General features: G+C 42.2%; 20 protein-coding genes and 1 tRNA gene. 12 read left to right on the forward strand and 9 right to left on the reverse strand.

The window, feature by feature from the left end; all coding sequences use genetic code 11:
* Positions 1-72: 72 nt before the first annotated feature.
* The gene (locus ACZ45G_RS17975; RefSeq protein WP_464171866.1) at positions 73-519 is read right to left on the reverse strand and encodes a hypothetical protein; all 447 of its coding nucleotides are present in this window, start codon (positions 517-519) and stop codon (positions 73-75) included.
* Positions 520-715: 196 nt separating this feature from the next.
* Here ACZ45G_RS17975 and ACZ45G_RS17980 point away from each other — a divergent pair, with 196 nt between their 5' ends.
* Entirely contained in the window at positions 716-1,111 is a 396-nt protein-coding gene (locus tag ACZ45G_RS17980) for a retropepsin-like aspartic protease (protein ID WP_464171867.1), read from the forward strand.
* A gap of 21 nt (positions 1,112-1,132) precedes the next feature.
* Here ACZ45G_RS17980 and ACZ45G_RS17985 read toward each other — a convergent pair whose 3' ends face one another.
* Genes ACZ45G_RS17985 through ACZ45G_RS17995 form a run of 3 tightly spaced genes read right to left on the reverse strand, consistent with a single transcriptional unit; the run spans position 1,133 to position 2,625 of the window.
* A complete protein-coding gene (locus ACZ45G_RS17985; RefSeq protein ID WP_464171868.1) occupies positions 1,133-1,462 on the reverse strand; it encodes a hypothetical protein in 330 nt (109 codons plus the stop codon).
* 2 nt (positions 1,463-1,464) lie between these two features.
* Positions 1,465-2,388: a hypothetical protein gene (locus tag ACZ45G_RS17990; RefSeq protein WP_464171869.1), complete on the reverse strand. Its 924-nt coding sequence runs from the start codon at positions 2,386-2,388 to the stop codon at positions 1,465-1,467.
* 54 nt (positions 2,389-2,442) lie between these two features.
* Positions 2,443-2,625 carry a hypothetical protein gene (locus ACZ45G_RS17995; RefSeq protein WP_464171870.1) on the reverse strand — a complete coding sequence of 61 codons (183 nt, stop codon included), beginning with the start codon at positions 2,623-2,625 and terminating at the stop codon, positions 2,443-2,445.
* Between the two features lie 386 nt (positions 2,626-3,011).
* Between ACZ45G_RS17995 and ACZ45G_RS18000 the strand changes: the two genes are divergently transcribed.
* The 4 genes from ACZ45G_RS18000 to ACZ45G_RS18015 all read left to right on the forward strand — a co-directional run bounded on the left by ACZ45G_RS18000 (position 3,012) and on the right by ACZ45G_RS18015 (position 6,004).
* The gene (locus tag ACZ45G_RS18000) at positions 3,012-3,563 is read left to right on the forward strand and encodes a gamma carbonic anhydrase family protein (protein ID WP_464171871.1); all 552 of its coding nucleotides are present in this window, start codon (positions 3,012-3,014) and stop codon (positions 3,561-3,563) included.
* Positions 3,553-3,945, forward strand: a complete 393-nt coding sequence (locus ACZ45G_RS18005; RefSeq protein ID WP_464171872.1) for a YkgJ family cysteine cluster protein — start codon at positions 3,553-3,555, stop codon at positions 3,943-3,945. Before ACZ45G_RS18000 ends, ACZ45G_RS18005 begins: the two co-directional genes overlap by 11 nt.
* 2 nt (positions 3,946-3,947) lie before the next feature.
* The gene (locus ACZ45G_RS18010) at positions 3,948-4,433 is read left to right on the forward strand and encodes a DUF6125 family protein (RefSeq protein WP_464171873.1); all 486 of its coding nucleotides are present in this window, start codon (positions 3,948-3,950) and stop codon (positions 4,431-4,433) included.
* Positions 4,434-5,815: 1,382 nt separating this feature from the next.
* Positions 5,816-6,004 carry a hypothetical protein gene (locus tag ACZ45G_RS18015; RefSeq protein ID WP_464171874.1) on the forward strand — a complete coding sequence of 63 codons (189 nt, stop codon included), beginning with the start codon at positions 5,816-5,818 and terminating at the stop codon, positions 6,002-6,004.
* Positions 6,005-6,735: 731 nt separating this feature from the next.
* On the opposite strand, the gene ACZ45G_RS18020 is transcribed toward ACZ45G_RS18015, so the two are convergent.
* From ACZ45G_RS18020 to ACZ45G_RS18030, 3 genes are all read right to left on the reverse strand, one after another.
* The gene (locus ACZ45G_RS18020; protein WP_464171875.1) at positions 6,736-6,939 is read right to left on the reverse strand and encodes a site-specific integrase; all 204 of its coding nucleotides are present in this window, start codon (positions 6,937-6,939) and stop codon (positions 6,736-6,738) included.
* A gap of 774 nt (positions 6,940-7,713) precedes the next feature.
* Positions 7,714-8,349, reverse strand: coding sequence for a nitroreductase family protein (locus tag ACZ45G_RS18025; RefSeq protein ID WP_464171876.1), 636 nt, complete (start codon positions 8,347-8,349; stop codon positions 7,714-7,716).
* Entirely contained in the window at positions 8,333-9,070 is a 738-nt protein-coding gene (locus tag ACZ45G_RS18030; protein WP_464171877.1) for a pirin family protein, read from the reverse strand. Before ACZ45G_RS18030 ends, ACZ45G_RS18025 begins: the two co-directional genes overlap by 17 nt.
* Positions 9,071-9,207: 137 nt before the next feature.
* Between ACZ45G_RS18030 and ACZ45G_RS18035 the strand changes: the two genes are divergently transcribed.
* Positions 9,208-9,567 carry a winged helix-turn-helix transcriptional regulator gene (locus ACZ45G_RS18035; protein ID WP_464171878.1) on the forward strand — a complete coding sequence of 120 codons (360 nt, stop codon included), beginning with the start codon at positions 9,208-9,210 and terminating at the stop codon, positions 9,565-9,567.
* A gap of 739 nt (positions 9,568-10,306) precedes the next feature.
* Here ACZ45G_RS18035 and ACZ45G_RS18040 read toward each other — a convergent pair.
* Positions 10,307-11,371, reverse strand: a complete 1,065-nt coding sequence (locus ACZ45G_RS18040; protein ID WP_464171879.1) for an NUDIX domain-containing protein — start codon at positions 11,369-11,371, stop codon at positions 10,307-10,309.
* 503 nt (positions 11,372-11,874) lie between these two features.
* Between ACZ45G_RS18040 and ACZ45G_RS18045 the strand changes: the two genes are divergently transcribed.
* Positions 11,875-12,099 carry a hypothetical protein gene (locus ACZ45G_RS18045; protein WP_464171880.1) on the forward strand — a complete coding sequence of 75 codons (225 nt, stop codon included), beginning with the start codon at positions 11,875-11,877 and terminating at the stop codon, positions 12,097-12,099.
* Positions 12,100-12,377: 278 nt separating this feature from the next.
* On the opposite strand, the gene ACZ45G_RS18050 is transcribed toward ACZ45G_RS18045, so the two are convergent.
* Positions 12,378-12,454 (reverse strand) — tRNA-Pro (locus ACZ45G_RS18050).
* 280 nt (positions 12,455-12,734) lie between these two features.
* Between ACZ45G_RS18050 and ACZ45G_RS18055 the strand changes: the two genes are divergently transcribed.
* Genes ACZ45G_RS18055 through ACZ45G_RS18075 form a run of 5 tightly spaced genes read left to right on the forward strand, consistent with a single transcriptional unit; the run spans position 12,735 to position 19,091 of the window.
* Positions 12,735-13,232: a hydrogenase maturation protease gene (locus tag ACZ45G_RS18055; protein ID WP_464171881.1), complete on the forward strand. Its 498-nt coding sequence runs from the start codon at positions 12,735-12,737 to the stop codon at positions 13,230-13,232.
* Between the two features lie 43 nt (positions 13,233-13,275).
* The gene (locus tag ACZ45G_RS18060; protein WP_464171882.1) at positions 13,276-16,326 is read left to right on the forward strand and encodes an FAD-dependent oxidoreductase; all 3,051 of its coding nucleotides are present in this window, start codon (positions 13,276-13,278) and stop codon (positions 16,324-16,326) included.
* A gap of 36 nt (positions 16,327-16,362) precedes the next feature.
* On the forward strand, positions 16,363-16,812 hold the full coding sequence (locus ACZ45G_RS18065; RefSeq protein WP_464179973.1) for a hydrogenase iron-sulfur subunit: 450 nt from the start codon (positions 16,363-16,365) through the stop codon (positions 16,810-16,812).
* Positions 16,803-17,738, forward strand: coding sequence for an NADH-quinone oxidoreductase subunit B family protein (locus tag ACZ45G_RS18070; protein WP_464171883.1), 936 nt, complete (start codon positions 16,803-16,805; stop codon positions 17,736-17,738). The genes ACZ45G_RS18065 and ACZ45G_RS18070 overlap by 10 nt, the downstream gene beginning before the upstream one ends.
* A gap of 3 nt (positions 17,739-17,741) precedes the next feature.
* Entirely contained in the window at positions 17,742-19,091 is a 1,350-nt protein-coding gene (locus ACZ45G_RS18075; RefSeq protein WP_464171884.1) for a Ni/Fe hydrogenase subunit alpha, read from the forward strand.
* The last annotated feature ends 353 nt before the right edge of the window (positions 19,092-19,444 follow it).

Below are 19,444 nucleotides of genomic sequence, written 5' to 3' on the forward strand. Positions count from 1 at the left end.
CTCCTGGCCTGATGGGGTTCATGATCTCTGTAACACAAAATTTTTCTCCAGTCCTCGAGTCCATCTTTGCAATTATGGCGAACAGACTGGGGCTGTAGCGATAAAAATTTTTACCGGGTCCATCTTTGCAACGACGGGAACAAGCCAATATTGGCCTAAAAGCCCTTGGTTCCTGGACTTGCTCGAGTCCATCTTTGCAATACCGATAGTTCTTGATGCCTTGGAATGGACCTTGTTTTTTTGAATTTTACAGTTTCTGATTTTCTGTAAAGAGCGGTTCCTGTCAGCTTTTTTCGGATTTCTTTGACGATATTTTGTCCAGTAATAGGGGTTATTCTGAAGCCATTTCTGATTAGCCAATTTTTGATCTTTTTTGTATTCCGGGTCACATACCAATTTTTGTTTTTGCCATAGGGCTTTTCTGGTCCTTTGGCAATCCGGATCGGTACAAAAAATCTGTAGTTTATTTCTTGGCACAAAAAACGAATCGCAACCGGGACAAGGTATCGGATCCATCATTCCCTCCATGTAAACATCGTTGGGTACGAAATGGAATTATATGGAAGAAATTAAATTTTGAAAAATTTATTTTTAAGGGAATTAGATGGATTGAATTAAATCGGGCCGGGGAAGTACATTCCCGGATTTTGGGGCGGAATTAAAATCTTGATCACAATCAGGCGAAACTCCAGTTATAATAAAAAACAATTCAATATTGATTCCGGTTAAGCTGGGAAATAATAGTAGTGAAATATCTACTTTTTTGATTCTCGATACCGGTGCCTCCATCACTACAATCCATGATGATTTGGCCAATGAATTTAAAATTTATGATTATCAACACTCTAAGGCAAGGGTCGCAGATGGTCGTAAGGTAAATACAAAATCAACAAACTTTGACTATATCGTTGTCGGTCCATACAGGATGAATAATTTAAAAATAAGTATTATCAATTATGGTCATTACCAGTACTTCGGATTGATAGGGAATTACGAAGCCATAGCAAAAGCACATTATCATACTGTAAGAGCTTGGAGATATTGGTTGTGCAGGAGGAGCCAGGAGCAGACGTCTGGCTATAGTCCAAACCCGGTAAACAGCTTGGAATGAGAAAAAATACCCTTCTTCAATTCAATCCTCATCATGCTCAATATCCCCATCCCCATAATCCCAGGTCATATCTGAACAAAGAACATCGAACCATTTTTTGAAAGTTTTATAATCTCTCTTCTTTGGCCAAACATCCGGATCAGCCATCCATGATTCAAGCTCTTCTTCAAATATATGTGTATAGATTTTTTTGATAAATTTTTCATAATTGAATTCATCATATTTGTCAGGGATTAGAATTGTGGTTGCATGGGGAGTATCATAAGTTTCTGCATCTTCAAAACTATTTGCCCACTCGATATAGGGCTGTTTTGGGATGATTGTAATTGCTGTTCTGTTTATGGTTTCCATTTTTAGATCTCCCCTCGTTCTCTCTGACTTTCTTCTGAATGGGGCATACTTAATGGAATATCCGGAAATCCTGCAAGCATGATCATATCTTCTTGATAGTTCACATAACCTTCAAAAATATACTCATTCCAAAAATATTTGTTTTTCCCGTATTTCATAAAGGATTCATACGCATTTTTTTTGTCTTTTTTTCCTGCTTCTTTTAAATTTCGATCAAAGAAAGCTTCCCAATCATCACGTTTTGCTGAAGACCCCAGATTGCCATTTATGTCTATCAGAATATATGGGGTTGTGAATACTAACGAATATCCATAGTTCAGCTTTGGGAATGGTTCTGGCATCACCCGGGCATACCAGATCTCATCTTTCTTCCCCTGATAACCGCTTGGTACAATAACTTTTATTTCTTTACCGGTAACCAATTCCTCTAAAATCACATATCGATCCAAATGCCCCTTATGGATAAAGATTCCCATCCTGGAGTTTTGCATACACTCAATAGTTTTAATCAATCCAGAGTCTGCATTTAGATTTTTCAAAAGATCAAGAATGACTGTTCCCAATGATTCTTTTTTAATTCCAACACAAAGGTCAAAAAATCCCCAGCATGTAAAATAGGACTGTGTAAGTGGACTCTTTGGCGGGGATGATGGCAAATAAATATCATCTGCCTGTTCAAGAATATTTGTCAACTTTGATAACGCAGGTAAATCTGCTAATTGCTCTACAAGTACTGAAACCTTGTTCTGTGCATAGATATAAACCGCATGGAGGGGATCATATTTTGATAGTCTATCTTCTGAGACCACAGTTTTATCCAGATCTTGTGCATATGCTTTTGCTTCTTTAAGATCTTTAAAATCAATAATCTTTTGATTCTTTGTTTTTCTAAGCCCTGCAATTACTTTTTTTGATATTGGTCCCATATTTTATGTGTTTTTCCTCATTATCAAATCATATTGGTGTAATATTTTATTTTTTCAATTATCAGAATTTATCTGATACGTCCCATCCAACCGTTCCCACATTTCTTCAAGTTTATTATCCAGGATCTCAACTGCTTCATCATATTCATTTTGTGTTATTTTACCGGTTTTTAGTTTTGATTGGATTAAATACAATTCGTTTTTATGCCATTTATCCGGATCAAAATTGTAAGTCATGACATTTAGACCCCTTCATACGAAAACGGTGTAAAAACTTCTCTCCCATCCCTGGCGTCAAATAAAATCTGGGAAACTTTCCTTCCTCCAGCTGTATTATGAAATCCTTTGATCTGGTCTATTTTATTTTTCCCTGAATTGAGCTCTGAATTGAGCCTGGGATTGGATTGATGCTTTCCTATACATTCCCCTGATTTCAGCCCGCTTCTCTTCAGATAGATACATGAGGTACCCCCGTTTCAGATTATAGCGAATATGGAACTGATTCTGTTACTTGGTATATTGCACTTGGGGGAGGAGAATTCAAGGATTATTGGATTGAAGTGAACAACATTTTTTGATAATCCATATAGAAGATTCGATTTATTTAAAATGACAGGAGATCTATGACCCTTTACGCATACAAGAATAACCGTCCTGATATTCACCCAACAGTTTTCATTGCACCGACCGCTCAAATTATTGGGAATGTTATTATTGGCAAACAATCTTCAATATGGTTCCAAACCGTCATTCGTGGTGATTTAGACAAGATCAGCATTGGAGAAAGGACAAATATCCAGGATTTTTGTATGTGCCATGTGGATCAAAATACCCCATTGAAAATTGGAAACGGTGTTACCATCGGTCACCGGGCTATAATCCATGGATGCACAATTGAAGATGAATGTTTAATCGGGATGGGAGCAATTGTTATGAATCAAGCTGCCATAGGGAAAGGGTCTATTGTCGCTGCTGGTGCTGTTGTGCTGGAAAAAACAATTATCCCACCATATTCATTGGTAACGGGTTCTCCTGGGAAAATTAAAAAAACATATGAAAACCGAGAGGAGATTGAACAGAAATTAAAAACCGGGTCTGATACTTATATTGACATCGCTCTGAATTTTAGTTCAGGTGATGTTTTCTATGAAATAGAGGACCCACATGCCCCCTAAAAACTTCAAATGCAAACAATGCGGCAATTGCTGTCTCAACCTCAACGATGCTTTTCAGACAAGTGTCACGGGTGAGGATATTGCAATGTGGAGAATAAAAGGACGATTTGATATTCTGGATTGGGTTGATCCAATACCTGTTGGTGGAGGCAATTATGTTTATGACATTTGGGTCAATCCAAAAACAGGTGATGATGTGAGGAGGTGTCCATGGTTGAGGAAACTTCCAAAGCAGGATAAATATATTTGTCGGATTCAAGATGTAAAACCAGAACATTGCCGGAATTATCCAAAATCAAGAAAACATGCTGAAGAAACCGGGTGTAGAGGTTTTGAGTCGGTTTCGTTAATTCTTTCATTTATTTTTAGAAAAGAGAGGTAAAATTGAATTTATCCCCTGAACAGCTTTTAGAGATCGCACAGTATTCGTTTGTACGGATGGATGGTGCCTGGTTTATGGCCTTAGCCAAAAAGCTTGGAAAAGAGACTGCATGGGAGATTGATGTTGAGGCGTGGAAACAATTCTCATATGTATTCGGAAAAAAAATCAAAAAAGATATCATCCCTAATCCGGTCTGGCCAGAAAGTTTTTTGGATATGCTGGAAATTTTCAGTAAAGTGCTAAAAATTGAAGGTCGTGAGGTATCCGTTGAACCGGATATCATAACTATTCGAGTTACAGATTGTGAAACACAAAAGGCAATTGCCAAGGCTGGCATAGCAGATTGTGGAATTGTTACGGTGCAAACCTATCAGGGACTTATCAAAGGATTGTTTGGAAAAGAGATGAGCGTCTCTGTACAGCATACAAAAAACCTGAATCAGGGAGCTGATTGTTGTGAAGTGGTCATTTCCAGGAAAATTCAGTAATTTGAGTTTGAATCTTAAATTTATCAGCTTGTTTCCGGGTGTGCCCAATTTGTTTCGCAAAAAATAATAACGCCATCTATTAATATTTTTATAGAAATAAAACTCTCTCTTGAGGAGTACTAAACCCGTTAATTTTTAAATTTTGGGTACAAATTTTTTTGCAGATCCGTTTTTATTTTCAAATTTAATTTTTTGGATTTATATGCACTTGTCATATCCACTTGTTTGTGGCTCGCTGTATATTATTTGAAAAAAGGGATTTGAGCGCTGAAGGAATAATTTATTGTTTGAATTTCAACAAGTCACTTATAACGATTTTAAGTCAGGATGGGCAGGGGTAGGGTTAAAAAATCGTTGCGTTTTTGATGGTGTATTAAGATGGATTGACTGGGTTCTCTACATTCAACTGTGTCTCCAATATACTTTATAGCAACCTTTTCAAATTTGGATTGAGGCAATCCCATATATTGTATATTTAAAATCTGAAACTGAAAAATCTATCCATACCACATCTTGTATCATGGCTAATCTTAAAAAAACCGGACTGGAGAATGAAGCGCTCGGTAAATTGGGGTATTTGACTCGTGACACAAATACCATAAGTGCTCGGGCAATTCCATTATTTTATACACATACGAGTGGAAAATGTGCCTGCCTTTTCAGAGAAAGATCATCCCACAAAAGATAATTGATAATAAAAAAAACTCGTGATATAATATATGACTTGATGAGACGGTTCAGAAACTCAAAAAATCTGAATCCAATTTTATTTTAAAAGGGCGATAAAAAGCAAAACCTGATGTTTTCGGTTGTCAAATGAAAAAGGGCTGAAAGGTTGTAGCGGCATAAATTATGTTGATCAATTCCTCTAAATACCGTTCCTGGGCTATACTGGTTTGCCTGCTGATACTTAATATATCGTTGGCTTCTAACGGATCGCAATGGACTGGTGGCCTGGACAACCCTGTTGCTGAATCAAAACAGGTTCTTTTTGCCTGTTTAACAGCGGACGCATCTTCTGTTCCGATCACGATTAGAGAACAAACCCGGTTGGATAGTTCCTATGACTTATTCACCGTATTTTACGGACCGGCTTACATTGTTTTTATTGGTAATTCTTTTTCCTCTTCTCCCGATGACAGTTCTGATGCTATCAATTTGACAGACTGTTCGATAATTCCCATTCGGGCGCCTCCGTCCCTTCATTCCTTAGTAATTTGATCAATAAATATAATTTAGTCCGAAATTTCTCTGCATTGTTTCGATGCTGGATTCGGATGTACTGGTGAAAATTATTGCCGCACGAATCTCGTGACCTGTTCCCAATCCATTTCTATTGTATGGATTGGCTGATCTTCGGATTTCGTGCCATAGGAGCTTATATGGTTAAGAAAAATTACGAGTCATCAGACCCTAAAGAAAGCAAGACCCCTCTCTTGAAACCGGAAATTGATTATTCTCCAAAAACTTACACCCTATCTGAACAAATTCTGTCTGGCTTGAAGATGACTGCCATTCTGGCATTAGTTATAGTCCTGTTGTGTTGGAAAGATTTTTTTTCAGGGAGATAACGAAACGTAAAGCAGTGGAAAAAGGAAAGTACAGGATTTGGTTTGTGCTCCCTTGGGCCACTGCTTATTTCGCCGCACATCAAAGACAATGACCCAATTAAAGTAAAGCATCCTTTCATGACAAACCTTAATTTTCAGACCTTTCTTGACACTTGAGGATCATACAAATTTCAGATTAAAGGAGTTTAACACACTATGTTTGATCGTGAAATTCTTGAAAATCTGAGGAAAACAATGCTGCTGCCGATGACATTATAATGAAAGATCCAAAACATGACTAATGAAGGAAAAAGCCCCTTTATAGAACATTTGAGTGAAATCAGATGGAGGCGGGTTATCTGACTTTGAAACAATTGATAAACAGGAATATCCCCCCAATTTACTATACAACATAAAGCAAATAGCTGATAACACAAATTATTATAGGAATGAACTAATGATGCGTATGTGTCTTTATTATGGTGAAGCCGCTACTTTTGCGAGAGCCCTTAAAAGAAACGGTATAAATTTAAATAATCTGGGGATCTCTATAAATTGATTTAGTTAGCTATTCAAAAACATTTGTTCAATATTTCTTATTTTTATGAATTTTTAGATTAGGGATTGGGGGCGACACCTATATCTATGAAAAGGTCCTATATTCCTACCAAAGGTATGCGAATACTGGCGTTTCAAGCCAATAGTGGGAAAAAGTATAATGGGGATTGAAGATTTTTCAATCCCTTATTTTTTTATCGATAAATATTTTCGATCCAATAAATAGCTTCATTGTCACTGACCTTTCCGAGATACCTTTGTGTGGTCGATAAATTTGAATGACGTAAAATGGTCTTTGACACAATTTCAATCGGAACTCCTGATCTGCTCGCATAGGTCGCTGCATGTCTTCTGAGGTCATGCGGTTTTACAAAAAACACCAATTTCGTTGCCAGCATTTTTAACAATTTCCCTGGCTCTTGTGTATCCCAATGGAAAAACTCGATCTTCCTTTTTGATATTTTCAGAGGCAATATATGTGCGTAACCGATCCGCCACCTTTTTGGGAATGAAAAATAATCTCAGATTGACGGCCGCTTTGAATGTCTTTTTAAGTATAGGCGATTCACACGGATTGGATATGCTTTGATCAATTGAATTTTTAATGAAATTGAAAAAAGTTTTTAGAAGTGAATATTTAAGTTTTTTGGTTGAAGATTTGTGGCCTTCTGTGACCGTTACTATAAAATTCATAATGTCATCAGAAGAAATCACGGACATTTCATAATGACCGAATTCTTTTTCAAAAACAGCCAGGAAACATTTGTAATTTACAATGGTGTTTTTTTTGAATTCATCTGATGGTATTTCAGGAATGATTTTATAGCTTTTGACGTTTTCATGATGGTCCCCTTGATTAAAATTGATTAATTTTTTACCCGAATGAATCAGACATAAAAGAATTATACATTTTTTAAGCAGATTTCAAAAATCATTTTGTTTAATTTTCAAGGGAAGAATATTGGATATGCCTATAGTCAGTGCGGTTGTCTTGATAAAAACCCGGTTTTATACCATAAGTAAACGCCTCTGAATTATCCACTTGCTGTGCGGATATCATAAAAATGCACAAGAATTTTAAAAAACCAAGTCACTTCTAATTACTTAATGTATTCAATCTTGAAAGCACCGATATGACTTTCAAGATTGAATACTATTTTATAAAAATTACTTTAAAATGAAACCACTATTTCATTATATGTTTTTCTCCATTTTCCGGGATGCAATTCCAAACCGGGTTTTTTATACCCAACAGCCAATAATACTGGAACCCAATAGTTATCTGGGATTTTAAATTCTTTCCTAACGGCCTCATGATCAAATCCATCTATGGGATGTGTTTCAAGTCCAAGGCTTGTAGCAGCGTACATAAGACTCATGGCAAAAAAACCGGTATTTTTTGCTGCAAAAGCAAGATTTGCATCATCACTCCAATTGTAAAAAGAACTCGTTGCGTTTAAAAACCAGTCTCGTTGATCTGTTTGCATGGAACCGGATTTGAGCATTTCCTTCCAGTTCTTTTCAAATATGGGATGACCTTCCTCCCAGCCTTTTTTATCAGCAAGAACAATAAAAACAACCGGTGCCTCCGTAACTTTTGGCTGATCCCAAGCAAGAGATTGAAGTTTTTCTTTTTCTTCTACATTCCTTAGCACCATCAAATTCCAGGGCTGCAGGTTAAAACTTGAAGGGGTGTTTGCTGCCAGATCGACCATATTTATCAAGGTTTGCTCCGGTACATCTTTATCTGTATCAAAAAAATTTATAGATCTTCTTTTTTTAGTTATTTCTTTAAACGCTTTGTTCATTGTGTTTTCCCTCCCATAATGGTTTTTCTTCAGATTGAAAATGTCGATCATTAACGGTTATTATGATAATTTGTACATCATCAAGAGCAGCCGTAAATTTCAAACCTACCCCTCGCACAAGATCACCGTCTTTAACAATTGTGCCATCAAGATCGCCACTCCCACGAGTTATATACGCCATAAATACGCCTTCTTTATTAATTTTCTGGCCTTTATTCAGTACCCCAACATCCAGGTTGGTATGACTGTCCAGAGTTGCGCCTTGATTTTTCCGGCCGCCGTAGATACGGGTGAGCTTCCCCTTTTCTATATCATAAAATTTATACGCCACTGACTCACCTTTTTTTTCCGGCAGCACCCAGATCTGTATTATACGGTTCCGGTCATCATCCGGGTTGATTTCGTTATGTTCAAAACCTTCACCTCCCGCTCGCTGGACCTGGGCCTGATTGGCAACCATTGACCGCCCATGTTCTAATGAACCTTCATGTGTGAGTCGTCCATCGACCACAATGGTAATGACATCAATTTCATGGTGTGGATGCAGATATGTTTCGCCTTTAGGTAGAAACCGCGCATCTGCCAAATAGACGAAATTACCGATTCCATTCCAGACACCATCATCACCACCAATATTTTTGTCGATAACAAGACGGTGTTCTTTTAAACCTGCAAATCCACCCAGCGGAAGATCATCTCTGTGTATTAACTGTAAGTTCATTTGAGTTAGTCTCTCCGTAAAAATATATTATCCATATTTATTTTGTATTATGCTCCCAAGGTTGATATACGATATGTACTAAGCATACTAACGTCAATTAGGTACCTTTTGGTAACTATATGTATTTAAAGGATTGCATGGCTAAAAAACGAGATAAATTTAATTGTCCCATTGGTGAATCCCTGGAAATTTTTACCGGATTATGGAAACCGGAAATTCTTTGGCATCTTCAGGATGGGCCGATGCGTTTTAATCAATTGCTACGTTCCATCGGTTCTGTTTCGCAAAAAATGCTAACCCAACAATTACGAGAACTTCAACGCGACGGAATTGTTAGTCGCAAACAGTATGAGGAGATTCCCCCTCGTGTTGAATATACTAAAACAGAGCTCGGTCAAAGCCTAAGTCCCTTATTTGATAAGATTATGACGTGGCACGAAAATAACATATCTTCAATCTCTAAGGCAAGAATAAAATATGACCGCGCAAATTCTTAAGCCGAATTCTTCGGGGCTCTAACCTTAAAACAAGCCAATCCGGACGTCAGTGATCACAACTGTTGGTTTGTTTCAAGATAGACGGCCATAACCTATACTGATGCAGTCGCGGGTAACAACAAAATTTATAGCCCCCTATATCCTGGCCGGAAATGGCTGGGGAGGGCTTGCTGAGTACCAGGTTCGGGATGACATAAAATCAGGACGCCTGGTCAGAGTGCCCCTGGCATTCAAACACAGATTCACCAGACGAGCCGGTAATTTTAGTCGTTGTCCGGTAAAATTCTTGCGAAGCAAATTTGGAAAAGATTCATGATTGTAATCATGAATCTTTTCGGCCAGAAAGAATCTGGTTTTCAGTAATTTTTTGTAGGAAACCAGAACCCCACAATATGTCTATTTATAGGGAGTTTCGGCTGGAAGCCAACAGCGATAACTGGTATTTTAAAGACTCAGTCAAGACAAGATTCGAGAACCCCAATATGTGGGTATATAAATATTTTTCAGTTTTGGGATTTTGATTCTACTATATAAACCTCAACCGCTGTTACAAGCCAATCTTGCACTGTAATTTTTGTAATATAAAAAACACATCAGCCGCTTATTGCCCCCCCAGGGAGAATAGTCCAGGGCAAGACCCTGGGTAAGAGGGTTCTACACAACGTCCGGAGCGTTTATAGGTTAAGAGGGCCATCCTAATCAAAAGGGAAACATGGACATCACTTCCGAAAGCTTTTTTCTAACCCTGAAAATCAAATTTTGTTTCCAGCAGCAGCTTTGTTTTTTCATTCACCGGAAGTGTGGCAAGGGCTTGCCGTGATACCCACCGGGTATCCAAGGCATCATCTCCGGCCATGGGTTCGCCACTGACGTAATCTCCCGCCACATCAACAATATGGTAGTGATACCGGACATTGTGAAAGCCATCCCTTTCAATGGAATCAAATGCGAATACCGTCGCCCGGGGGGTAATGATCACACCGGTCTCTTCCAGGACTTCCCGTTGGGCAGCCTCCTGAATGCTTTCACCCAGTCGTACCCGACCGCCAGGTATAGCCCAGGTCCCTTGTGATGGGGGATTCTTTCGCTTTACCAACAGCACATGATCTGCCTTGAAAACAACAGCTCCCACGGCCAGCACGGGGTGGGCCGGATACAGCCGGGTGCTGACGGGCAGACGGCGATGTTTAAGCAGGTACCGTAACCATTTGACTGGAAAAAGCATGGACACCATGGAAGCATATTGATCATAGGTGCCTTTCATGGTTTTTTTAAGTTTTCTATCCTCCAGCATGGCCCCCACCACAAAGTAAAGGCTTAAAATGGCATTGATCATGACATCTGCCATGGTCATCCGCGCCTGGTAAGTCCAGATCAGAAAAATGCCGCCCAGGTACCAGGGATGGCGGGTGACTGTGAGAATGCCTCTGGTTTTAAAGGGGATGGTATCGCCAGATGATGAAAAAGGCTTTTGCCGGATTTGGCGTAGTCCAGTGAAATGTTTCAAATCGTACACCCTGGCACCCATCACGAACAGCAGCAGTGAGGTGAGCAATAAAGCGATTCTGACCGTCTGCAAGGGGCCTTGCGCAATAAGGCACAGGGGACTGTCGATCCCCTGGCCGTATAGATAAACCGGTAAAAGGGTGACCACTGCCATGGCATTGAAAAACAGTCGATAAAACCGATAGCTCTGTCCTAGGCGGTGTTCCAGATAACTGGTGACGGAGAGGGAGATCATAGCGCTGTGTAATGCACACCAGCTGATCCACAGGACAGCCAGTAAAAGATGTGTGATAATCATGAATGGGAAAATATCAGTCCCGACAGGGGGTGTAAAGGAAATTTCGGTGTCTTCTTTGGGAATGTCCTGTTTCTATATGGAAAGGTGGCACTGGAGTGCCGGCAGCAGAGTCCCCGACGTTCCCGTTACTGTCAGGCCAGTTGCCGGGAGCGGCATAATACCATTTTCAATATTTGTTGTGTCGGTAAGAGAATATCAAGGACATCTGCTGGGGCGAAAGGTCAATGCTTCTTTTCCGAAGGGGTCAGCACTCGGAAAAGCTGAATTATGATTTTCTACCGCAGGAGCGGGGTTATATGACCGTAAATTTGAAATCCAGGCAAGGCACCGCCCACGCATAAAAAAACAACCCAACAAAAAGATAAAGCAGAGATGGCCAGGCAAAAAAAATCTTTCCCGGTGACTGAACCAAAATCATCTTTATGTATAGAATTTTATCTTTCATCTACCCCTATGCCCTGGGAAAGTGTTATGAATTGCAGATGCCGCAGGTGTGCCGGAAGATGAAGACGGATCATGTTGTGCTTGAACTTTGGAAAAAATACATTAAGTTTGTTTGTGGGCAGCTCCAGGTTGGCAATGAGATTGGAATCATTCGGCATGATCGGAAATTGGGGGCCTATCCTTCTATGGGTGTCTGGCATGAAGGGTTTGCTCTGGGGATTATCCAAACGATTGCAATGGGGCCTTGGATGCCGTTGATGCTGGTGTTGATTGCTAAAAATTGAAGAAGTGTTTTGGGGATTTGGTTTTCTGTGGGATGGGTTGAAGGTAATCCGGATTTTCCCCGGGAACTGTCTGTGTTTTGTTCAATGTGGATCCATTGCCGACATATCCACCTTGTAAAAATAAATCTATGCAACGTCCGGGGCAAAATGGGCCGGTTGTATTTTTGGTTGGTGTTTTTGTCCCAACACTATCTAAAGTGGTCCCCAGTTTGGTCCCCAATAGCCTTTTCCCAATAAAAAAAGCTTCCAACAAAAATGCTGAAAGCCTCATGGTGATTTGGTCGGGACGGCAAGATTTGAACTTGCGACCACTTGTCCCCCAGACAAGTGCGCTACCAGACTGCGCTACGCCCCGTACAAAACAAGGCGGTATCTATCATTTCTATTTCAGGGTGTCAAGCAATTTAGACGATTATAATTTTTTCTTTTATTTGTAATATTAAAAAACCTTTAGCATTTTCTTCCAAATATCCCATTGACATACCCCAAAAGACCTGATAATGATTAAACTTTTTTTTCTCGGGTAAACTGAGATACATTTTATAGACAATGGTTATTTATTAATGTTTGTTTATAAAATGATTTGTATTTATTTTTTTTAATGACGCAACAAGCTTTGGGTGGTATAAATACCTGTGACAACTCTAATTTATGAAAAAGAATATTTGGTATTCGGCTGTGGCAACACTTTGTTCGGCAATGATGGATTTGGTCCGGAAGTTGTCGCCTATTTGGCAGCAAATTATTCATTTCCCGATTCCGTGTTGGTCCTTGATGCCGGAACCGGTATTAAGGATTTCGTTTTTGATCTGCTATTGGTGGAAAAAAAGCCAAAATTGGTCATTGTCATTGATGCCGTTACCATGGAGGGTAGGAAACAAGGTGAGGTATTTGAGATAGATCTGGGTGCAGTGCCCAGGGAAAAACTTTCTGATTTTTCCCTGCACCAGGCCCCCTCTTCCAACCTGCTCGCCCAACTTCAAGAAAGAGGAATTGAGGTAAAAGTTATTGCTATGCAAACCCAATCCATACCCAATGAAGTTTGCCCGGGCCTTTGCCCCATTGCAAAAAAAGCGATAAAGATAGCGTCAGAAAAAATTATAGGGGAACTCAAAAGCCGTACGCGCTTTTAAGATAGGGGAATCTAAAATCATTTAACACGTAAAAGAGGTAATTATGGCAGGAAAACCAATTGGTTCGGTTTTAATGGCTGGAGGCGGAATTTCCGGTATCCAGGCAGCATTAGACATGGCGGATTCCGGATTTTATGTCTATCTTGTGGAAAAAAGTTCGGGTATCGGGGGGGCCATGTCCCAGCTGGACAAGACCTTCCCCACAAATGATTGCGCCATGTGAATAATTTCACCCAAACTGGTTGAGTGCGGTCGGCACTTAAATATTGAATTGATGACCCTTTCCCAAATCGAAGAAGTTCAAGGCGAATTGGGAAATTTTACCGTTAAAATTAAAAAAAGCCCTCGGTTTGTAGACGAGGATAAATGTATTGCCTGCGGTTTGTGCGCCCAGAAATGTCCCAAACGAGTGGACGACGAGTACAACATGGGGTTGAACAAACGCAAGGCAGCCTATATTAAATATGGTCAAACCGTCCCCCTTAAATACGCCATAGATCCCGATAACTGCATCTTTTTGAACCGTGGAAAATGCGGTATCTGTGCTGATATCTGCCCCACCGGCGCCATTAACTATGACATGAAGACTGAGTATATTGACGTCAACGTGGGTGCCATCATCCTTGCACCGGGGTTCAAACCATATTCTCCCAAAGGTGTTGACTACTACGGGTATGACAATATTCCCGATGTGGTAACCAGCTTTGAGTATGAAAGAATGCTGTCCGCCTCGGGTCCCTCCATGGGCCACCTGAAAAAGGAATCTGACGGCAAAGAGCCGAGCAAGGTTGCCTGGATCCAATGTGTGGGATCCAGAAACACCAATTGCGCAGACAATGGCTATTGTTCCAGTGTTTGCTGCATGTATGCCATTAAGCAGGCCGTCATGACCCAGAGTCACCTGCCCAAGGGAGAAAGCGACCAGACCATCTTTTACATGGACATCAGAACTCCTGGAAAAGAATATGAGCGGTATTATGAGAGCTCCAGAGATAAAGGGGTTAAGTATATCAAGGCACGCCCACACACCCTGCTGAAAGGGCCAGACGGTTCAGGCGTCACCATGGTATGGGCCGATGATAAAGGCCAAAACCAAGAAGAGTTTTTTGACATGGTGGTTCTTTCCATTGGCCTTCAAGCGCCGGAAGATGCCATGATCCTGGCAGAAAAGTGCGGTATTGAGCTGGATCAGTTCAAGTTTGCAAAGACCAACAGCTTTGATCCGGTGGCCACCAAAAAGGAAGGCATATTTGTAACGGGCAGCTTTCAAAGCCCAAAAGCCATTCCCCAGTCAGTTACCGTTGCATCCACAGCGGCAGCCCAGGTAAAGGCAGTTCTGGCAGAAGGCCAGGGTACGCTTGCCATTGAGAAAACCTTTGTGGAAGAATTCGATATTTCCGACCAGGAACGTCGTATTGGTGTATTTGTCTGCGCCTGCGGCAGCAATATTTCCTCGGTGGTGGATGTCAATGCCGTGGCTGAATTTTCCAAGACTCAGCCCGGGGTTGTCTATGTGGAGAACAATATGTTCACCTGTTCTTCCGATACCCAGGATTTGATTGCCAAGACCATCCAGGAACAAAAGCTCAATGCCATCGTGGTTGCCGCCTGTACCCCCAGAACCCATGAACCTTTGTTCCAGGAAACACTTCAGAGCATCGGGCTCAACAAATACATGGTGGAAATGGCCAATATCAGAAACATGAACGCCTGGGTCCATCCCAATGAACCCGAAAAAGCTACGGAAAAGGCAAAGGAGCAGGTTAAAATGGCCATTGCAAAAGTGGCACGCAATTTCCCCTTGGAAGATATCCAAGTCAATATTACCCCCAGAACACTGGTGATTGGTGGGGGCCTTGCCGGAATGAGTGCTGCCCAGAATCTTGCGGAACAAGGGTATGAAACCCTGTTGATCGAAAACCAGGAGATCCTTGGCGGGGTTGCCAACAATCTGTCAAAAACCTGGAAAGATGAAGATATCCAGACCCATCTGACATCCTTAAAAGAAACGGTCCTGGCCAATGATAAAATCAGGGTGATGACCAATACCACATTGAACTCTGTGGCAGGTTTTGTGGGCAATTTTACAGGAGAATTAAATGTCAACGGTCAAACCGAAAATATCGAATTCGGGGCCTGTGTCATTGCAACGGGGGGAAATGAATACAAACCCAATGAATACCTGTACAAACAAGATGATCGGGTGATGACCTCTCTGGATTTCAATGCCAGGATGGCGGCGGATCCTGAACTTGCAAAGAATATGACAACGGCTGTATTTATCCAGTGTGTTGGCTCCAGAAACGAAGAGCACCCGTATTGTTCCCGAGTGTGCTGTACCCAGTCCATCAAAAAAGCCATTCGGCTCAAAAAGACAAACCCTGACATGGACGTTTTTATTCTTTACCGGGATATCCGAACCTACTCCGCCATGGAAGCCATTTACACGGAAGCCCGGAATCTTGGAGTTATTTTTATTAAATACACCCGGGACCGCAAACCCGTTGTCCGGAAAGAAGGGTCCACTCTTCTGGTGGATATATTTGATTCGGTTCTCCAGAGGAATATCACCATAGATACGGATATCATCACCCTGGCAACGGCCATTGTGCCCAACGACACCAGCCCCTTTGTCAAACTATTCAAATGTTCAATCAATGCCGATGGGTTTCTCATGGAATCCCATCCCAAGTTAAAACCGGTTGATTCAACTGTGGATGGGGTTTTTCTGGCCGGTATGTGCCACTACCCCAAACCCATTGACGAGGCCATTGCTCAAGGGCAGGCTGCCGCATCCAGGGCCAGTGTGATTCTTTCCAAAAAAACCATGAAACTGGATGCCATCAAAGCCTGTGTCACCCACAATTGTGACGGGTGTGCGCTTTGTATTGATATCTGTCCCTACAATGCGCTTGAGCTTGTGGAATTCAAGGATGAGAACCAGAAAATACGCCATCGGGTCAAAGTTCAACAGGCCCTGTGCAAGGGGTGTGGACTTTGCATGGCCACCTGTCCCAAGGAAGGAATTGTGGTCAACGGATTTACCATGAATCAGCTCAAGGCCCAGGTGGATGCCATCCTGGAAAATGCGTAATGATGTTTAAGGAGAAAAAATATAATGCCAGATAATATTAAAGCAGATTTTGAACCGACGATTATCGGTTTCCTTTGCAATTGGTGCTCCTATGCAGGCGGAGATCTCGCAGGGGTTTCCAGGCTGGAATACCCCACAAATATGAGAGCCATCCGGGTCATGTGTACCGGCATGGTTCATCCGGACCTGGTGGTGGATGCCCTGAAAAAAGGGGCAGACGGCATCATGGTCATGGGCTGACATCTGGGTGAATGTCATTACCAGGATGGTAATCATAAAGCCTTGGCCAGATTTGACGTCATAAAATTCATGCTGGAAGATGCCGGCATCAACCCGGATCGGGCCACCATTGAGTGGGTTTCCGGTGCAGAAGGTCCTAAGTTTGCCCAGAAAGTCACAGAGTTTACAAATAAGATAAAAGCCCTGGGACCCAATGGATTTAGAAAGAATCATGTTGTGCAAAAGGAGGAAGAAACATGCCAGTAAAAGTTGCCAGTGAATGGCTCAACTCCTGCTCCGGATGTGAAATTGCAATCCTCAACCTGGGGGAAACCCTGCTGGATCTGTTACCCCAGTTGGAGTTTGTCCACATTCCGGTTCTCATGGATCACAAACACTATGGCCAGCTTGGGGACAAGACAGAAATTGATATCCCCAAAGCCACGGTGGGACTTTTGTCCGGTGGAATCCGCAATGAGGAACACCTGGAAGTGGCCCATGAAATGCGCAAGAAATGCGATATTCTCATAGCCCTTGGCACCTGTGCCACCCATGGCGGAATACCGGCGCTTATCAATTCCTATACCAATGAAGAACTCTTTGAGCAGTATTATCACACGGAAAGCACCGATCCCAATGACATTGTCCCCTCCAAGGGACTGCCCAAACTGTTGGACCGATGTTATGCCCTTGACGAGCATATCAAAGTTGATATTTACCTGCCCGGCTGCCCCCCCCATCCAGATCAGATTGCAGGTGCAATCCTGTCCCTATTGGCAGGAGAGGAAGTGAAGCTGCCCTTTAAGAGCGTCTGCGATACCTGCCCCACCATCCGAAAAGGGAAAGGGAACGTCAAGGAGATCAAACGATTCATCACCACCCCGGAATTTGATCCGGATCAACCCCTGGACCAGATGCAATGTCTTCTGGAACAAGGGTATCTGTGTGCAGGACCTGTTACGAGAGCCGGTTGTGCCGGTAACGACGGAGAAGCTCCCCGTTGTATTGCTGCCCGGGTTCCCTGCCGAGGGTGCTACGGCCCGGTCAGACAGGAAGGCAACCAGCTTCTGGACATGCTCAATGCACTTGCTTCCAACGGAATTGATATCAAAAGCCTGGCGGACAGGGATAGCCTGCTCCGATTTTCAGGCGCTCACAACCGATTGGTTGCCAACAAAAAAGGAGGCCTATAGATAATGGGAAAAATAATTAATATCTCTCCCCTGTCCAGGATCGAAGGACATGCGAGCATTAAAATAATATTGGATGACATGGGTGAAGTTGAAACAGCCACCACCCATTTTTCTTCCATCCGGGGATTTGAAAAATATATCCAGGGAAAACCCGCTGAGGAAGTGACACGGATTGTCACCCGGATCTGCGGAATTTGTCCCTGGCACCATCATTTGTCTTCCACAAAAGCGGTGGATGCCTGTTTTGGAGCCGAGGTTGCCCCGGTTGGTCATATGCTCAGAGAATGCATGCAGAACATGGCCCATATCAATGACAAGATTCTCCACTTTTATTTTCTGGCAGCGCCTGACTTTATCATGGGTCCCGATGCCGACTACAAGGTGAGAAATGTTATCGGTATTGCCCAGGCCGCACCGGAACTTGCCAAAAGGGTCATCCAGATGCGCCAATTGAGCCAGATGATGATGGAAAAATTTGCCGGCAAGGTGATTCACCCCATTGCAGCCGTGCCCGGCGGATTTTCCAAACCCATGTCCGACAGCCAGCGATTAAGCCTGGTGGAAGACACCAAAACCCTGTTGGAATTTGCCAAATTTTCAATGACCCATGCCAAGGAAAACATCTTCCCAAATTACCTGGAGGAGGTCACCACCATCGGTTCCATTACCACAGGTTTTATCGGTACGGTGGATGCCCAGGGCTCTTTGAATTTTTACGAAGGTAAGATCCGGCTTATGAAGCCCGATGGCACCTATTCTGATTTCGATAATACAGACTACATGGATTATATCAGCGAGCGTGTGGTAGAACATTCCTATGGAAAATTTCCCTATGCCAAATCCTGGGACGAAGGATTTTCCATGGATCTGGCCCAACCCAAGGGCATTTATCGCTCCAACTGCCTGGCCAGGCTCAATACCTGTGACCAGATTTCAACACCCCTTGCCCAAGCTGAACTGGAAGAATTCAGAAAAAGCTTTGGCAGACCCGCACAGCACACCCTGCTCTATCACTGGGCCCGACTCATTGAGTTGGTCTATGCCTGTGAAAAAACCCTGGAACTGCTGTCCGATCCCGCCATCTGCGGTAAGAAAACAAGATTTGACGTAACCCCCAAAGCCGGACGTGGCGTAGGACATGTGGAAGCCCCCCGAGGGACGCTCATCCATGACTATACCACAGATGACAACGGACTGATTGTTTCGGCCAACATGATTGTGGGCACCACCCATAACCTGGCCCCCATCAGCATGAGCGTGGAGCAGGCAGCCAAGTTGCTGATCCATGAGGGAAAAGTAGACGAAACAATCTTAAACAAGGTGGAGATGGCCGTGCGGGCCTACGACCCCTGAATTTCCTGTGCAACTCACCGCCTGGATGGCGGTAAAATGATTGACATTAAAGTTGTGGATAAAAACGGCCAAGAGATTTAATAACAAAGAGTTTACAAGCTTAAGGGGTGCGGAGGAATCTGCACCCTTTTTATATTCTTATGGGTCAATGATACTGTTTGAATTGTTGAACCTTGGAAGACTCAATATTTATGCAAGTTATCATTGAGTTTTAATATGCTCCAAAAGCGACTATAAATATGAAATCGTAGTTTTAAGACCAAGCAGCCATAAAAAAAATTATTAAAAAAGGAAAATTTTCCAAATATTTATAAGAGGTCATAAACCTCCCGGCTCTCGGAGATTGGTATATT

It is taken from the genome of Desulfoconvexum algidum, assembly GCF_055382125.1.

Excerpts from the sequence above, each read along its gene's own strand:
- ACZ45G_RS17975 (WP_464171866.1), bottom strand. The coding sequence starts at position 519 with ATGATGGATCCGATACCTTGTCCCGGTTGCGATTCGTTTTTTGTGCCA.
- ACZ45G_RS18025 (WP_464171876.1), bottom strand. The coding sequence starts at position 8,349 with ATGAACAAAGCGTTTAAAGAAATAACTAAAAAAAGAAGATCTATAAAT.
- ACZ45G_RS18035 (WP_464171878.1), top strand. The coding sequence starts at position 9,208 with ATGGCTAAAAAACGAGATAAATTTAATTGTCCCATTGGTGAATCCCTG.
- ACZ45G_RS18045 (WP_464171880.1), top strand. The coding sequence starts at position 11,875 with ATGAAGACGGATCATGTTGTGCTTGAACTTTGGAAAAAATACATTAAG.
- ACZ45G_RS17985 (WP_464171868.1), bottom strand. The coding sequence starts at position 1,462 with ATGGAAACCATAAACAGAACAGCAATTACAATCATCCCAAAACAGCCC.
- ACZ45G_RS18075 (WP_464171884.1), top strand. The coding sequence starts at position 17,742 with ATGGGAAAAATAATTAATATCTCTCCCCTGTCCAGGATCGAAGGACAT.
- ACZ45G_RS18005 (WP_464171872.1), top strand. The coding sequence starts at position 3,553 with ATGCCCCCTAAAAACTTCAAATGCAAACAATGCGGCAATTGCTGTCTC.
- ACZ45G_RS18000 (WP_464171871.1), top strand. The coding sequence starts at position 3,012 with ATGACCCTTTACGCATACAAGAATAACCGTCCTGATATTCACCCAACA.
- ACZ45G_RS18030 (WP_464171877.1), bottom strand. The coding sequence starts at position 9,070 with ATGAACTTACAGTTAATACACAGAGATGATCTTCCGCTGGGTGGATTT.
- ACZ45G_RS18020 (WP_464171875.1), bottom strand. The coding sequence starts at position 6,939 with ATGCTGGCAACGAAATTGGTGTTTTTTGTAAAACCGCATGACCTCAGA.
- ACZ45G_RS18015 (WP_464171874.1), top strand. The coding sequence starts at position 5,816 with ATGGTTAAGAAAAATTACGAGTCATCAGACCCTAAAGAAAGCAAGACC.
- ACZ45G_RS18070 (WP_464171883.1), top strand. The coding sequence starts at position 16,803 with ATGCCAGTAAAAGTTGCCAGTGAATGGCTCAACTCCTGCTCCGGATGT.
- ACZ45G_RS17990 (WP_464171869.1), bottom strand. The coding sequence starts at position 2,388 with ATGGGACCAATATCAAAAAAAGTAATTGCAGGGCTTAGAAAAACAAAG.
- ACZ45G_RS18040 (WP_464171879.1), bottom strand. The coding sequence starts at position 11,371 with ATGATTATCACACATCTTTTACTGGCTGTCCTGTGGATCAGCTGGTGT.
- ACZ45G_RS17995 (WP_464171870.1), bottom strand. The coding sequence starts at position 2,625 with ATGACTTACAATTTTGATCCGGATAAATGGCATAAAAACGAATTGTAT.